The sequence below is a fragment of the Cystobacter fuscus genome (genome assembly GCF_044360685.1).
Taxonomy (GTDB): Bacteria; Myxococcota; Myxococcia; order Myxococcales; family Myxococcaceae; genus Cystobacter; species Cystobacter fuscus_C.
In genome coordinates this window covers 230,390-246,053 of sequence record NZ_CP043491.1, presented here as the reverse complement: position 1 = coordinate 246,053, position 15,664 = coordinate 230,390, and the positions used below count along the sequence as shown (strand labels likewise).

9 protein-coding genes and 1 pseudogene are annotated in these 15,664 nt (G+C 67.1%); 7 read left to right on the top strand and 3 right to left on the bottom strand.

Going from position 1 to position 15,664, the window contains the following annotated elements; all coding sequences use genetic code 11:
* The first annotated feature begins 8 nt into the window (after nt 1–8).
* The 7 genes and pseudogenes from F0U63_RS01020 (at nt 9) to F0U63_RS00990 (ending at nt 11,668) form a co-directional block, all read left to right on the top strand.
* The gene (locus F0U63_RS01020) at nt 9–1,310 is read left to right on the top strand and encodes a hypothetical protein (protein ID WP_395842752.1); all 1,302 of its coding nucleotides are present in this window, start codon (nt 9–11) and stop codon (nt 1,308–1,310) included.
* Nucleotides 1,311–1,361: 51 nt separating this feature from the next.
* Nucleotides 1,362–1,445, top strand: a pseudogene (locus F0U63_RS01015) (hypothetical protein); the annotation flags it as partial.
* A 128-nt stretch (nt 1,446–1,573) separates the two neighbouring features.
* Nucleotides 1,574–5,386, top strand: coding sequence for a DUF6531 domain-containing protein (locus F0U63_RS01010; RefSeq protein WP_395848553.1), 3,813 nt, complete (start codon nt 1,574–1,576; stop codon nt 5,384–5,386).
* Nucleotides 5,387–5,391: 5 nt separating this feature from the next.
* On the top strand, nt 5,392–6,822 hold the full coding sequence (locus F0U63_RS01005; protein ID WP_395842750.1) for a HEAT repeat domain-containing protein: 1,431 nt from the start codon (nt 5,392–5,394) through the stop codon (nt 6,820–6,822).
* A gap of 214 nt (nt 6,823–7,036) precedes the next feature.
* Nucleotides 7,037–9,394, top strand: coding sequence for a glycogen debranching protein (locus tag F0U63_RS01000; RefSeq protein ID WP_395842748.1), 2,358 nt, complete (start codon nt 7,037–7,039; stop codon nt 9,392–9,394).
* 156 nt (nt 9,395–9,550) lie between these two features.
* A complete protein-coding gene (locus tag F0U63_RS00995) occupies nt 9,551–10,753 on the top strand; it encodes a hypothetical protein (RefSeq protein ID WP_395842746.1) in 1,203 nt (400 codons plus the stop codon).
* 285 nt (nt 10,754–11,038) lie between these two features.
* Complete coding sequence (locus tag F0U63_RS00990; RefSeq protein ID WP_395842745.1) at nt 11,039–11,668, top strand: hypothetical protein; 630 nt, start codon at nt 11,039–11,041, stop codon at nt 11,666–11,668.
* Nucleotides 11,669–11,690: 22 nt separating this feature from the next.
* Here the strand turns inward: F0U63_RS00990 and F0U63_RS00985 are convergent, their stop codons facing one another.
* From F0U63_RS00985 to F0U63_RS00975, 3 genes are all read right to left on the bottom strand, one after another.
* Entirely contained in the window at nt 11,691–12,575 is an 885-nt protein-coding gene (locus tag F0U63_RS00985; RefSeq protein ID WP_395848552.1) for a DUF2381 family protein, read from the bottom strand.
* Between the two features lie 99 nt (nt 12,576–12,674).
* Nucleotides 12,675–14,513, bottom strand: a complete 1,839-nt coding sequence (locus F0U63_RS00980) for a serine/threonine protein kinase (RefSeq protein ID WP_395842743.1) — start codon at nt 14,511–14,513, stop codon at nt 12,675–12,677.
* Nucleotides 14,510–15,664 (bottom strand): serine/threonine protein kinase, encoded by a 1,155-nt coding sequence (locus F0U63_RS00975; protein WP_395842742.1) that lies wholly within the window; start codon nt 15,662–15,664, stop codon nt 14,510–14,512. Before F0U63_RS00975 ends, F0U63_RS00980 begins: the two co-directional genes overlap by 4 nt.

Sequence of the window (15,664 nt, the reverse complement as noted above, 5' to 3'; positions counted from 1 at the left end):
AAAGCCCCATGGTGAAGAAGAACGCGGTGGAGCGACGGCTGGACGTGCTGCACGACCAGTGGACGGAGTTCGCCCAGCTTCCCGAGGCGCGCCTGTTGCGCTGGGTGGTGGAGCCGGACGAGGTGCGCATGGTGGAGGCCTTCCTGCGAAAGGAGGAGGACGAGCGGCTCGGGGAGTGTCCGGACCTCTTCCTGCGCCTGGAGGAGCCCTTCGACGAGCCGGCACGGTACGGGCGGGCACTGCGCGAGGCCCTGGTGCGGATGGAGGAGGAGAGCCGCGCCGGGCTGGAGGAGGAAGGCCTGCCGGGCTGGCGATGTCCGCCGGTGAAGGGGGGCGCGACGGACGAGGAAGCCTTCCTCGCCGCGTGCGAGTCCCTGCGCAGCCATTACGAGAGCCTGTGCGAGCACCTCGTCCTGGTGCTGCTGCCGGTGAGGGGGACGGACGCGGGCGCCTGGCGCGAGTGGTTGCGGCGCACGGTGGAGAAGGCGGAGGCCCCGCATGTCCGTCTGGTGGTGCTGGATGACGCGAGGACGCTGGCGCTGGAGCCGCTGGCGGAGCTGCTGCCCAAGCGGGTGGTGACGATTCCGGCGAGGTTGGACATGGGGCGGGCGCTGGAGGAGCTGTCGCGGGAGGCCGGGCACGTGGACACGCCGGGAGGACAGTTCCGGGAACTCTTCGTGCGGATGGGCAACGCAGCGACGAAGGGGCACGTGGACAAGGTGGAGCAACTGGGGGCACGGGCGGTGGCGGTGGCGGCGGCGCATGGGCTGGACTCGCTGGTGGTGACGGCGCGCTTCGTGATGGGGGGAGCACACCTGGGAGCGCAGCGGCCGCGCGAGGCGCTCGAGCACTATCGTCAGGCGGAGGCGGCGGCCGAGCAGGCGGAGGCGAAAGGTGAGCCGGAGGGCACGCCCCTGCGACTCAAGGCGCGCCTGGCGCAAGGCGCCGCGCGGGTGACGGCGCAGGAGTACGCCCAGGCGGCGACGCTGTACGAGGAGACGGCGCCCCTGGCGCGCGCGTTGAAGGACGCACGCATGGAGTTGGAGTGCTGGCGGATGGCGAGCTGGTGCTGCGAACTCCAGAAGGAAGTGGAGCGGGCGTGGGAGCACGGCCAGCGCGCGTGGGAGGTGGGCCGGACCCTGGACGCCGGGACGCGGGAGACCTCGACGCTGCCCTACGTGGCGGAGGCGCTGGTGCGGCTGAGCCACGAGCGGCGGGGGCCTCGGGCGGCCCGGGAGATGGAGTTGGAAGTCGAATCGGTGCTGGGCCAGGACTGGCGGCCGGAGACTCCGGCCGCGGGAGGTCGGTGATGCTCGCGGTGAAGCACCTGGACCCCGTGCTGGGCGTGGACATCCACTTCATCATCACCCCGCCCGGGGCGGTGGTGCCCATTCCCCACCCGCATATCGGAATCGTGTTCGACCCGTTCGACTACCTGCCTCTGATTGGGGCGACGGTGAAGGTGAACGGGCTGCCCCGGGCACAGGCGGGCACGGGCGGGCGCACACTGCCGCCGCACTTCCCCATTGGAGGCGTGTTCGCCAAACCGCCGGGCAACGAGAACGAGACGTTCATGGGCAGCTCCACCGTGGTGGTGGAGGACGAGCCCTTCACCTACATGCTGCTGCCGGTGTTGAGCTGTCAGGACATCGGGATGCCCTCGCCGCCGCGCAAGAAGGGGCCGGGGGCGAAGACGCTGCTGTTGCCCTTGTCCATCGCGCTGTCCATTCCCGCCGGGCCTCCGGTCTTCGTGGGAGGGCCGCCCACCATCTCCCTGATGGGCTTGGGGATGAAGCTGGCGATGGGGGGATTGCTCAAGGGACTGAAGAAGCTGCGCCGGGTGCAGAAGGGCAGCCGGAGGATGGAGGCGCTGTCGGACCGCATCCACCGCAAGGCGGCCAGCGTCATGGACAAGCTGGGGATGAGCCAGCGTGCCCGCGACCGGGTGCACAAGGCCATCTGCACTCTGACGGGGCACCCGGTGGACGTGGTGACGGGGCGGGTGGTGACGGAGGCGACGGACTGGGAGTTGCCGGGGCCCATTCCGTTGCGATTCACCCGCCACTACTCCTCCAGCCTGGGGTGGCGGGACACGGCGATGGGGTACGGGTGGAGCCACTCGTTGGACCTGGCGGTATGGGAGGAAGACGGGCGGGTGGTGTATCGGGCGGAGGATGGACGGGAGCTCGAGTTCGACACCACGGGCTTTCCCAGGAAGCGGATGCCCGTGGGCGCGCAGCTCCACGAGCCCACGGACAGGCTGACGCTGCTTCGGGTGGGCGAGCTGCGCTGGGAGGTGGAAGCGGCGGATGGCCTCACACACGTGTTGCGGCTGCTACCCGGGGAGCGGCAGGCGGGCGTATGCCGGGTGGTGCGCACACGTAACCGGGCGGGTCACTCGGTGGAGTACGAATACGACGGGCAGGGCCGTCTGCGGTGGGTGAAGGACAGCGCGGGCCGGCGGGTGCTCTTCGAGAATGACACGGCCGGACGCCTCATCCGGGTAGCGCTGCCGCATCCACGCGAGCCAACCCAGGTGACGCACAACCGCTATGTGTACTCGGAGGTGGGCCATCTGATAGAGGCGCGAGACGCCTTGGACCAGGCCATGCGCTACGCCTACGAGGGCGCGCTCCTGGTACGGGAGACGGACAGGACGGGGCTCTCCTTCCACTTCGAGTATGACGGACAGGGGCCGGACGCATGGTGCGTTCGCACCTGGGGCGACGGCGGCATCTACGACCATCGTCTGCGTTACGACAAGACGGGTGGCATCACCGAGGTCACCAACTCATTGGGCCACACGACAACGTACCACTCCAATGGCCAAGGGGTCGTCTCCAGGAAGGTGGATCCATACAGCCAGGAATGGCTGTATACTCATGACCAATCGCTGCGTCTGACAGCCGAGGTGGATCCCCTCGGAAACACCAGCCACTATGAGCATGATGCACGAGGGAATAGATCCCGAATCACCAGCCCCACCAATGCGGTCGTCTGCCTTGATTACAACTCCTTCAACCAGCCGGTGCGCGCCATCGACTCCATGGGGGGTGCCTGGTATTGGTCATATGATTCCACTGGGAACCTCACGGAGATGACGAACCCGGTGAAGGAGGTGACTCGCCTCGGCTGGGTTGACGGAATGCTGGCGTGGATCGAGAGGCCCGGGGGACGCCGCACCACGATCAAGCACGACTCTCAAGGGAATGTCTCGCATATTCAGGATCCGACTGGGGCGACGACACGGTACGCCTATGATCGCCTGGGTCGGCTTGAGCTGATTTCAGAGGGGTTCGAAGCGGAGACTCACTTCGAGTACGATCTGGCGGGGCGGCTGCGGCGTGTACGTTCCAAGTCGGGGGGCCTCCAAGAGCGGACTTATGATGCCGAGGCCAATCTCCTTGAAGTTCGTGATGCGACACGGCATGTCCGGTTCTCGTACGGGAATCTCCACAAAATCGTAGCACGTGAGGAGATGGGTGGGCGTCTGGGCTTCTCGTATGATCCGGAGGGACAGCTCATCGCCGTCGAGAATGAGGCTGGAGAGAGCTGCTCCTTTTCTTTCGATTCCTGCGGACGGCTCATTTCCGAGACAGGTTTTGACGGCCGCACGCGTCACTATGAAAGGGACAGGGCGGGCCGCGTGTCCAGGTCCTTGCTGCCCAGTGGCCGGAGCAGCTCCTTCCAATACGACGAAGCGGGACGCATCACGCGCATTGCGCATTCGGATGGCTCGGGGGTGGAGTTCCTGCTTCGCGCGGATGGGCTCGTGGTTGGTGCGAACAGCGATGGGGTTGCAATCCTGCTCGAGCGGGATGCCGCTGGAAGGGTGGTACGGGAAACCAGGGAGGACCTGTGGGTCGCCTCGCACTACGGAGCGGATGGCGAGCGGGAACGAGTTGAAACCTCTTTGGGTGCCCGGGCGCTCATCGGTCGCGATCCGCTAGGAAACGTTTCATCGCTCAGGATGGGGCCAACGGCAGAAGGACCTGGAGCCTTCGCCATCACCATCCAGAGAGACCCGTTCGGCCGGGAGAGCATGCGACGGATGCCAGGGGGTGTACTCGTTCAGTGGGAACGAGATCGCTCGGGCAGACCCAGCAAGCGCAACGTGACAGTTCCTGGTTCCACGCATCTGAATCAAGACTCGCTCACCTTTCTGTGGCGGGGAGAGAGCCAGCTTTCGGCCATCATTGATGCGGTCCGGGGTACAACCCACTACGAGCACGACACGCGCGGCCGGCTGGTCACGCAACACCACCCCTCCAAGGGCCGCATTCATCGCATGCTGGATGCGATCGGCAACATCCACCACACTCCTGACGGGAGCGACCGACGCTACGCGCGTGGGGGCATCCTCAAGGAAGCGGATGGTGTGCGGTACGTTCATGATGAAGATGGAAATCTCATCGAGCGCCATGAGCAGGATGGCCTTACTTGGCGATACCGCTGGAGCGGCAATGGCCTGCTGCGTGAAGTCGAGCGTCCGGACGGGCATTGTGTCCGCTTCGAGTATGATGCTTTCGCAAGGCGCACCCGGAAGTCGCTTGTCCACATCTCGCGGGATGGCGGTGAGTCCCTACTCAGTGATTGCCACTTCGTCTGGGATGGGCACTTCGTCATCCATGAGCTTTCCTCGGTGCAGGGGATGACCACCTGGTACTGGGAGCCCGAGGTGTTCTCGCCCCTCGCCAAGGAGCGAGGGGGCCAGCACTGGAGCATCGTCAGCGACCCATTTGGCACCCCCTCGGAAATGTATGATGAGCAGGGCCGGCTCGTCTGGAGAATGCATATCGACATTGGCGCGACCGCACATATCGATACAGGCGAGCCAATGGACTGCCCCTGGCGGTGGCCAGGGCAATACGAGGATGAAGAAACGGGCCTGCTGTTCAACCGGCATCGCTACTTCGATCCAAAGCTGGGCGCCTACATCTCCCAGGACCCCCTGCGTTGGTCCGGAGGGCTTCACCTGTACGCCTATGTGGAAGATGTGCTCTGGCAGCAGGATCCCCTCGGGCTGCATACGGTACGGGCCTGGCTGGTACGCGGAAACGAGAAGTCAGACATCATCCATCCTGAAACCGGAAGGCCGTACTGGAAGAACAACGATGGCTCTGGCAGGAATGGAATGTCTGCGAGTGGCTTTGGCCGAAAGGGAGACAGCGAGAACCTCTTGATGGATCACCTCAAGAACCAGAAACTCCAAAAAGGAGATGTCTTGGTCATCGAATCACTCGGCGAGGGAAAGAAGCTCCCTCCCATTCCTCCCTGCGATTTGTGCGGTGACGGTCTTGACAAATTCGCCAAGAAGTACGAAATCGAAATAATATATATGTACAAAGACAAGATCGAGAAATATCCCAAGCGGGTGTGCGGGTAGGATTCATGAACAAGAACACCTATGAGGCCAACCTGAGAGAAGTGAGCTGGTCCGAGTTCCCGGGTGCCTATGGACCCTCCTTCGAGATGGCCTCCCACCTGCTAGCGGCCTCATCTCGAGAGGAGGATACGGCACGCGAAGCGATCGGCATGGTGCTGGGTCACGTGTGCCACCAGCAGGTGCTCGCACCGAGTGCCGTTCCGGCCGCGCGGTTCTTGCTCCAACTCGCCGCATTGAGGGAGCCGGTCCACCACTGGTTGGCGCTCCAAGCCGTGGAACAGCTCCTGGAGTCTTCTTGGATGTTTCGCGAGGCCTTCGGCTTCGTGCCGAGGCGGAAGGAGTTCGCAGGAAAGCGGCCTCCTCTCTCGGGAGAGACCCTCCGCTGGGCGCGGGAGTACGACCAACTCTCGGAGCAGCTCCAAGCGTTGCTAGTGCAGCACGTTCCGCATCTTCGAGGGTTACTCGGAAGCACGGATGCGCGGACTCGCGCCCACGCCGCGCGCGTCCTGGGGTTGGTTGGAACGCGCGATGAGGCTTCGTTGAAGTCGCTCCTCGCGGCGCTTGCTGCCGAGGAGGACCCTACGGTGCGTGCGGTGATGATCCTCTCCGCCGTTCTCCTGGCCAGGCACATGGAGCCTGGTCAGCTCGAAAACATGCCTCTGAGAGACTGGGCGGCCAGTCCGCTGCTGGACGGCGCCGTCGGGACAGTGGCATCCCTGCTCCTAGAGCCTGAACAAGTCCTGGCTCTCCGCGCGAACTCCGTGCGCAGGGCGCTGCGGGCACACAGGTTGGATGTGGACATCTTTCCCTGGTGTGACGGGTCTCCCGCTGGTCTGGTTGCCGAAGCACTCGTCCTGACCCAGACGGCCAACGAGTCCATCCCCCAGCTGATGCTCGAGGCGCTCCGTTACTGGAAGGAACAGCCAGAGCCTGACGAGGGCGTTTTCCAGGAGTGGAGCGAGTTTGAAATCATTGGAGAGCGACTCGTCGAGCAAATGTTCGGCGAGTGCTCAGGGCGCAGGGAGTTCCTGTCGCGTGAGGAACTGTCACCGGCCCAGCGCTCCTTTCTGTCCCAGCTCAGGGAGTTCCTACCGCTGATACCGGGGGTCCATGGGCTCCAAGCCAGTGGGATCCGCAGCCCCAGGCGGGACATGCCGCGGCTGCTGAGCGAGGTAACGGGGGGGATGGATCAGGAGATGTGCTGGTTCTGGGATGGGCGCCGTGTCAGCTGGCCACTATGGAAGTGGTGGCACCAAGCAGAACTCGTGGATGGCTGGTCGGAAGACTCCTGCTTCGTCGCGCGAGAGTATGTTCTGGACATAATGCAACGGCAGCTCACCCCCGCGCAGCTCACTTCCGCGGCCACGGACGTGGTCGAAGGGGCCTACGATATTCCACCAGCGCTCTGGATCGGCAGGGTGGAGCGACTGGCATAGTGCCGTGGTGACGCACGTGGCGCCCCCACCCTCCCGGACCACCAGCGACCCCGAGTGACGACGCGGCGCGTCCCCAGTGCGCGCTGGCCATCACCTCTCCCGAGCCGTGGTCCCTCTGGATTGACTCCCGAGTCAGGGGTGTGCAGGAGAATGGGACGCGGGCAGGCGCGGGCCCGCTGCCTGCCTACCCCTCCGCCGCGCCGGGAGTTCCACCATGAAGCTTCCTTCCTCGAACCGCCTCCCCTGGCGGGCCCTGCTCGCCGCCGGCACCGTCCTGTCCTGCGGCACCCCGCCGCCTCCCGAGCCCGGCACACCCGACACCTCCAACACCCAGGTGAGCCAGGCAGGGCTGTCCTGGACGCTCGGCGCCCAGTACGACGCGACGCAGAGCAACATCACCTTCAGCGTCTACTCCTCGCGCGCCACCCGCATCGAGGTCTTCGTCTACAACGCGGCCCTGAACGAGCAGGAGAAGGCCCGCTACACCCTCACCAAGAACGCCAACAACGTCTGGAGCACGACGGTGCCCGTCTCCGCGCTGCGGAGCGCTGGCGTCGCCGGCACCGTGTACTACGGCTATCGCGCCTGGGGCCCCAACTGGCCCTACAGCGCCTCGTGGACCAAGGGCAGTTCCACCGGCTTCGTCTCGGACGTGGACGCGCAAGGCAACCGCTTCAACCCCAACAAGCTCCTGGTGGACCCGTACGCGCTGGAGATCAGCCACGACCCCACCAACCCGAGCAACACGGACGGCACCGTCTTCGCCTCCGGCCCCACCCACCGCACCAAGGACAGCGGCACCAAGGCGCCCAAGGGCATCGTGCTCGCGCCGGACACCACGACCTATGGCACCAAGCCCACGCGCGCCCTCAAGGACGACATCATCTACGAGGTGCACGTGCGCGGCCTCACCAAGGGCGACTCGAGCATCGCCGCCGCCTACCAGGGCACCTACAAGGGCGCGGGCCTGAAGGCCGCGTCGCTCGCGGCGCTGGGCGTCACCGCCGTCGAGTTCCTCCCCGTGCAGGAGACGGACAACGACGACAACGACGTGGCCCCCACCACGACGACGGACGACAACTACTGGGGGTACATGACCCTCAACTTCTTCGCGCCGGATCGCCGCTACTCCTCGGACCGCAGCCCCGGCGGCCCCACGCGCGAGTTCAAGGAGATGGTGAAGGCCTTCCATGCCCAGGGCATCAAGGTCTTCATCGACGTGGTCTACAACCACACGGGCGAGGGCGGCTCGTGGAGCAGCTCCGACACGAGCACCTACAACGTCCTCACCTTCCGCGGCCTGGACAACCCCACCTACTACAGCCTCACCAACGACAAGCAGAGCAGCTGGGACAACACGGGCGTGGGCGGCAACTTCAACACGCGCAACCCCGTGGCGCAGGATCTCATCATCCACTCGCTCAAGTACTGGAAGGACGAGCTGGGCGTGGACGGGTTCCGCTTCGACCTGGCGTCGGTGCTGGGCAACACGTGCGAGCACGGCTGCTTCAACTACGACAAGATGGACAGCGGCAACGCCCTCAACCGCGTGTGGAACAACCTGTCGCCGCGCGCGCCGGGCGGTGGCACGGGCGCGGACCTCATCGCCGAGCCGTGGGCCATTGGTGGCAACAGCTACCAGGTGGGCAACTTCCCGAGCGGCTGGGCCGAGTGGAACGGCTACTACCGCGACACCTTCCGCAAGGACCAGAACCAGCTCGGCTCGGCCACCGTGACGCCGGGCGATCTGGCCACGCGGCTGGCGGGCTCCTCGGACCTGTATGGGGATGACGGCCGCAAGCCCGCCCACTCCATCAACTTCCTGGTGGCCCACGATGGCTTCACCCTCAAGGACCTGTACAGCTGCAACAGCAAGAACAACACCCAGGCCTGGCCCTACGGCCCGTCCGACGGCGGCGAGGACCACAACATCTCGTGGGACCAGGGCGGGGCGGGCGCGGACCAGCGCCGGGCCGCGCGCAATGGCCTCGCGCTGCTGATGCTCAGCGCCGGCACGCCCATGTTCAACGGCGGAGACGAGTTCCTGCGCAGCCAGAGCTGCAACAACAACGCCTACAACCTGGACTCCAGCGCCAACTGGCTCAACTACGCGCTGACGGTGGATCAGACGAACTTCAAGACGTTCGCCCAGCGGCTCATCGCCTTCCGCAAGGCGCACCCGGCGCTGCGCCCGGCCAACTTCTTCAGCGGCTCGGACACCAACGGCAACGTGATGGAGCAGCTGCGCTGGTTCCGCCCGGACGGCTTCGTGGCGGACTCGGCCTACATGGCGGATGGCAACAACCACGCCCTCGCCTGGCGCATCGACGGCACCGAGTTCGGCGACCCGGCCGCGGCCATCTACGTCGCGTACAACGGCTGGAGCGGCGCGGTGAACTTCACGCTGCCCTGGCCCTTCGCCGGCAAGAACTGGTACCGGGTGACGGACACGTGCAACTGGGCCGAGGGCTCGGACCAGGTAGCGAGTCCCGGCAGTGAGACGCTCATCGGCGGGGAGAAGACCGTCTACGGCGTGTGCGCCCGGGGCCTCGTGGTGTTGATCGCGAAGTAGAGCGCAGCGGCGGGCTCACCCGCGGGGCGCGGCGCCAGCAAGGGCCGCGCCCCGTGGCGTTTCCACGCTTCGTGCTCGCGGAGGGCTGGACTTCTTTGGTAGGTATCCGCGCCATGACTTCAAAAGTCCACCGGATGGACTGTCAGGGCGCCTCTCATGTCGAAGCGGTACTTCGAACTCACTGACGACCTCCACATCCCCGAGCGCTGGGACCTGGACGCGCCCCTGGACGCACGGGGCCAGCGGTTGGCGGAGTCGCTGTTCACGGCGGGCGAGCCCGTCACATGCGAGGAGCCACTGAGCCTGCCGCTGCGGGCGTATGACGGCGTGGCGCTGGACTTCACCGAGGCGGGCGTGGGCATCCCGGTCGTCAGCGCGCGGCTGGCCGCCGTCTTCGCCGAGCGGGCGAGCCGGGACACGCAGCTGTTGCCCGTGCAGGTGGAGGCCCATCCCGAGCCCTTCTTCCTGCTGGTGTGCACGCGGCGGGTGGAGCGGGAGGAGACGCGCCACCGCTCGGGTCCGCCGCGGCTGGATGTCACGCGGGTGGGGGACGCGCAGGTGTTCCGCGCGCGGGGGTGGCAGACGCTGCTCGTCACCGAGGAGCTGAAACAGGCGCTGGAGGCGGTGGGCGGCACGGGCCTGCGCTTCTGGGAGCTGCCCGCGGCCCCGAGCCCGGGCACCGGCGCTGGCGCCTCGGCGGAGACCCGGCGCCAGGCGCGGGAGCGGCACGAGCAAGCGCGGGTGGCGCGCGTGGACTTCTGGCGCACGCTGGGCGTGGTGGATGAACAAGCGCGGATTCCCCTGGTGAACCACGGAGCGTGGCCGGGCAGTCGTCAGGCCTGGCGTGTCCTGCGCCGAGCCGGGGGCAACACCCTGCTGGTGACGGACGGACTGTCGGATCCCTTCCCCGAGAGCGAGGCCCCCTCGGTGGGCTTCGGCCTGGAGCTGCTGCTGGAGACGGACTCGGAGATGAAGGAGGTGCACAAGAACTGGCCCCTGCAGTTGCTGCAGCGGGTGGGTGATGAGCTGGCGCGGAGCGAGCCCGTGCGCGAGGCGGTGAAGGCGGGCCCCTTCTGCCTGGATGTGTCGGGCAAGCGGATGCCCACGTTGCTCGTCACCCAGGAGGGCCGGGTGGGCGTGCTGTTGGGCGTGGAGTCGGGGACGCTGCCCGGACACTTCGCGCTGCCAGAGGGAGACGTGAGGCTCGTCACGGTGAAGGCGCTGCTGCCGGCCGAGTTCGCGTACGTGATGGAGCGAGGAGCCGAGGGCCGGGAGCAACTGGCGCGCTACTTCTCGCACAGCGGCGAGGAGCACCTGTCCCGGGCGCGGAGGAAGTCCGTGCTCCCCAGGCTCCGGTGAGTTCGAGGCGGACACTCCATGAACTGGCGCATCTTGGGCACGGTCCTCGTCGGCGTTCTGCTCCCCACCCCCATGCTATGGCTGCTCGCCTCCGCCTCACTTGTCCCTGGCTGGAAACCAACACACGCCCCGCAGCGGGATGTCATTCCCATGCTGACTCCGGTCGAGAGGCAGAGCGCACTCACCTATGGCCGGGATTGCGAAACAGACGCGGACTGTGATCCGCGGCTGCGCTGCTTCTTCAGCATGGTAACCCATCACAGCTACTGTGTGGATAGCAGATGCATGTCGGACTCGCAGTGTCCGGAGGGGTTCACCTGCCAGACCTATACATCCGACAGCGGCAAGGACCTCCTCAACGCCTGCTCCCTCGTGGGAGATCGCAAGGAAGGAGAAGTGTGCGCGGGCTTCACTCGCGAGCGGCAGTACGGCTGTGAACAAGGGCTGCGCTGCCATTACCGGTGCGGCCGCCCATGCCAGCCGGAAGACCCCGCCAGTTGCCCGGAGGGCTTCTTTTGTAAGGACGTGCCCACCGGTGCTGTGTGTCAGCCCACGTGCGAGGGGCGCACCTGCCCCGAGGGGCAGCAATGCGTCTCGGTGGCCCCGCGCATCTCCATCTGCGCCACAGTACACGGAGAGAACTGTCAGCAGACTCCTTGCGAGCAGGAACAGGTCTGCACCGTCAGCGACTACCCCCTGTCTCCGGGCGAGGTGTGGATGGGATGCCGGCAACCCTGTGATACCCAGGCCGAAGGTCCGTTCTGTCCCGAGGACTCGGTGTGTGACCTGTACCATTGTCGCAAGAAGTGCACACCCGGGGATTCCGCCGTCTGCGGAGACGGGTACATCTGCAAGCACCGCACCGATGAACTGTGGCTATGCGAGTCCGACCACCGGACCGCGAGTTGTGATTGACCTCCATGCTCCACCCGAGCCATCAAAAGGCCGTCCCCGCCCCCAGCACGGGAAAGGCCACACGGCCCAGCCGCACGGTGCGTGACCCGTTCGCCTCCCACAACTTCAAGACGAAGGGCCCCTCCATCCGCACGTCCTCGACCCGCGCCTCGATGAAGAGATCGACGGATTTGCTCGGCGGAACAGGTTCCTCGGGCCACACCGAGCCTCGCCAGGCTTCGCCCTTCGGGCCCACCAGCTTCGCCCCTTGAGCGATCCAGGGCGTCTCACTGTTGTTCCGCACCCGGACTCGCACATTCACCCTCGTTGCAGTTCGGCAGGTCGAGAGTTCCACCGCGCTCAACATCGCGCCCAATGGTTGGACGATATCGCTAGGCGAACAAGACATTCCTCGCTCGTCCACCACTCCAGACACCAACATTCCCGCCAGTCCGAGCGGCGAGTCGCGTCCGGCGTTCAATCGCGTGAGTTCCGCGTGGAGCCGTGCATTCTCCTCATGAGATTCCCTCAGCTCCGCTTCCAGCGAATCCGCCGATCGGGGGTGACGCAGAAGCCGGACCTGCCGTTCGGCCATCACTGGATGCATGAGCAACCGGAAGGAGACGCACGCAGGTGCGGCGCTGTCCGCGAAACACACCTTCAATGCACCAGGCTGTTCGCTCCTCGGACTGTCCGTGGGCATGAGCGCCAGCGTGCGTTTTCCAAGCTCTGCCACTTCGAATCGACCGGAGTCCTCCAATATCATCCCTTCCGGGTGCACGTCTGAGTCGAAGACAAACGTCGTCATCAGTCCCGGGCTCAATTGGACTTCATGCATCTCCGTCGGCTGCCCCGCGCGCACCTCGATGCATCGGCCCTCCACATCTTCTGGAGGAGGACACGTCTGGAAAGGAGCGGATGCGCCCATGAGAAGCAACCACATCAGAGGTGAAGCAAACATGGGACTTGAACCTCGGTGCGAAAGCGGAGGGGAGCGGGCCCATGACCTTCCGGACCACGCATCCCCTCATTGAAACTGCTTCACGGCAACCACATACTCCGAGGAGTAGATCAAGACCGTGTCTGGACTCCCGCCGGGCTCCCGGATGAGCACACCTCTCCCTCCCTTGAACATGTCCGTCATCTCCAGGCAGACCGGAAACGGTTCTCCGTCTCGAATGCGCGCCTCGGTGAAACGGCCAAACACACGGTCCCGCCCCAGGGAGAGCGTCCCGGAAATGAAGATGCCGCTCTCCCCCGCCCAGCGGCCCTTTCGCAAATCGATTTCCACCCGCGCGGGACCTTCCCGCACGGGGACGTTGTGGACCCACCGACTGTCAAACAGGATCAGAGCCCTATCACCAACAGACAGCGCCAACTCGTTGGCCATGGCCTCGCTCGCTCCCGCCGGGCACCTAGCCGGCTCCGGAGTGGCCGACACCTGCCGCTGCGAGGCCGAGCACCCCGTCAAGGCGTGGCACACCAGTCCCGCCGCCGCCACCCGGGCCGTAAGTCCGAGGGCCTTCTTCGTCTTCGTGTCCTTGTTCAAGCGCGTGTCTTCCTTACCGAGCATCGTGGGAACCACGACGGGCGCGGGGATGAGTTCCTCGGGAGAGGACACCGCGCCCCCCTCAGCGTCCATTGGCCTCCCCGGCGGCGCCATTTCCTGGCCCGAGAGGGATTGAAGCCCCCCGAGCGCCAGCCCCAGCACCAGCACCCCGCCGAGCCCCCACCTCCACCCCCTCGGGGAACGCCCGGGCACCAGGGCCTCTTCGCTGACCACGGGACGGCCCCGCACGGGCGGGTGGTGCTCGGCATGAGCCGCCAGCCGTTCGAGGCGGGCCAGGGCCTCGTCCGTTTCCAGGGGCGCCACCTCGTGCGTGGTGGCGGTGTCCGGCCCATGGGCGTCACACAACGGCACGTCCCAGTCCGCCCCCGCCCCCGCCCGCGCCGCCTCCAGGGCCTCGCCCACCGCCCCCGCGTCCGCGAAGCGCTCCTCGGGAGTCCTCGCCAGCAGGCGCAGGCACAGCGCGCTCAGGGCGGCGGGCACCCGGGGGTTGCGCGCGCGCGGCGGCTCCGGCTCCGGGTGCAGCACCGCCCCCCACTCCGTCCCCTCGAAGGGCCAGCTCCCCGTGAGCAGCCAGTACAACAGCACCCCGAAGGCCCACAGGTCATCCCCCGGCGGGGACTCGTAGCGCTCGCCCCGCGAGTGCCCCAGCAGGAAGCGCATCGCCTCGGGGCTGCGGTAGCGCGGCGTGCCCGGAGGCAGCAGCACGGTGAGGCGCGGAGCGTTCGCGTAGCTCGCGGCGCCGAAGTCCACCAGCACCACCTCGCCCCCCTCCTCGCGCACCAGCACGTTGTCGCCCTTCACGTCCCGGTGCACCACGCCCGCGCCATGCACCGCCTCCAGCACCCCCACCAGCGCCCGCCCCTTCTCCACCACCTCGCGCGCCGAGGGATTCGTCTCCCTCGCCCAGGCGTACACCGTGCGGCCCTTCACGTACCGGGTGACCAGGAAGAGAAAGCGCGGCGCCACCGCGGGCCAGTGTCCATGTCCCTCCAGCGCCGCGATACCGGGCAGCTTCAGCCGTGCCATCACCTCCAGCTCCCGCTGCCCCCACGCGCGCGCGAGCGCCAGCGGAATGAGCTTCACCGCGAACACCCCGCCCTCGCGGCGCGCCCGGTACACGCTGCCCTGTCCTCCCGTCCCCAGCCGCGCCTCCAGGTGATAGCCGCCCACGTTCGCGCCCGGGCGCGGGAACTCGCACGCCCGGACGTGCTCCCGCCTCCAGCCCCTCGGACGCCGCAGCACGAAGGCGCCGCGCGGGCGGACGCCCCACCGGGCCTGTCCTTCCGCCCGGCTCATCGGGTCGTCGTGGAGCGCGCGGAGTCTTCACCGCGAGCACTGTAGGAGCCCACGGCCTCGGCCCCGTGCGTCATGTGGGCCACCTCGCGCTCCAGTTGCCGCACCTCCCGCGCGGCCCGCCAGGCGCCGTACCAGCGGCTCCGACCCTTCAGGCAGCGCAGCAGCTCCGCCCGCGCTTCGGCGGCCGTCACGTAGCGCTCCCCGGGCGCCTGGCGCAGCAACTTGTGGACAACCGCCTTCACCGGCTCCGAGACGTCCCGCGCGGCGTAGTCCACGTCACTGGGACGGAAGAGCTCGGCCCGGAGCGCCAGCTGATCCACCATCCGGGCCTCTTCTCGCGACATGGGGTGGACGGCGGCCCGGAGCAGCAGGAGGATCCGCGCCACGCGCTGGTCCACGGTCGCCACGTAGTAGAGGTGCTGGTGGGTGAGCAGCTCCAGCAACACGAGCCCCAGGGAGAACAGGTCCATCCGCGCATCCGGCCTCGTGCGCACCAGCCGCGGGCACAGCCGCTCGGGCGCGGCGTAGTCGGGGTCTCCGAGCGGATCCGACAGCCCCGTGAGCGTCTCGCGCCCCGGCGGGGGGCACGCGGCGAGATCGAAGTGGGTGAGCTTGGGCTGGCCGTCGCGGTCCAACCGGATGTTGTCCGGGCACACGTTCCGATGAACCAGGCCCCAGGGCGGGAAGTCCCCTCCCCGCATGGAATGCGCGGCGTGGAGGGCCCCGGCCACCTGGGCGCAGACATACAGGGCGAACTCCTCGCTCAGGGGCCTGCCCCGCAGCGCCGCGTAGCCGAGCAGTTTGGTCAGGGAGTGGCCCTCGATGAACTCCGACACCGTGAAGTGCTGGACCCCACGCGAGTGGCAGCCGAGGACGCGGGCGATCCCCGGATGCACGAGCCCCGGCAGGAGCCGCGCTTCCGCCTCCAGGCGCCGGCGCGACTTCCAGGGCTGCAGGCCGCCCAGGCTCTTCACCACCACCGGGGTGGAGCCGTGGTGCGCGGCGTGCCGCCAGGCCAGGAAGATGAGCTCCCCGTAGGGACCCGTGCCCACGCACTTGATCTGCTCGTACTCGACGCCTTCCTCGCGGAAGAGCAGCCGCCCCGTGCCGGGCGGGACACGCCGGTGCCGGGGCGGGATGAAACCGAACAT

Excerpts from the sequence above, each read along its gene's own strand:
- F0U63_RS01020 (WP_395842752.1), top strand. The coding sequence starts at position 9 with ATGGTGAAGAAGAACGCGGTGGAGCGACGGCTGGACGTGCTGCACGAC.
- F0U63_RS01010 (WP_395848553.1), top strand. The coding sequence starts at position 1,574 with ATGGGCAGCTCCACCGTGGTGGTGGAGGACGAGCCCTTCACCTACATG.
- F0U63_RS01005 (WP_395842750.1), top strand. The coding sequence starts at position 5,392 with ATGAACAAGAACACCTATGAGGCCAACCTGAGAGAAGTGAGCTGGTCC.
- F0U63_RS01000 (WP_395842748.1), top strand. The coding sequence starts at position 7,037 with ATGAAGCTTCCTTCCTCGAACCGCCTCCCCTGGCGGGCCCTGCTCGCC.
- F0U63_RS00995 (WP_395842746.1), top strand. The coding sequence starts at position 9,551 with ATGTCGAAGCGGTACTTCGAACTCACTGACGACCTCCACATCCCCGAG.
- F0U63_RS00990 (WP_395842745.1), top strand. The coding sequence starts at position 11,039 with ATGTCGGACTCGCAGTGTCCGGAGGGGTTCACCTGCCAGACCTATACA.
- F0U63_RS00985 (WP_395848552.1), bottom strand. The coding sequence starts at position 12,575 with ATGGGCGCATCCGCTCCTTTCCAGACGTGTCCTCCTCCAGAAGATGTG.
- F0U63_RS00980 (WP_395842743.1), bottom strand. The coding sequence starts at position 14,513 with ATGAGCCGGGCGGAAGGACAGGCCCGGTGGGGCGTCCGCCCGCGCGGC.
- F0U63_RS00975 (WP_395842742.1), bottom strand. The coding sequence starts at position 15,664 with ATGTTCGGTTTCATCCCGCCCCGGCACCGGCGTGTCCCGCCCGGCACG.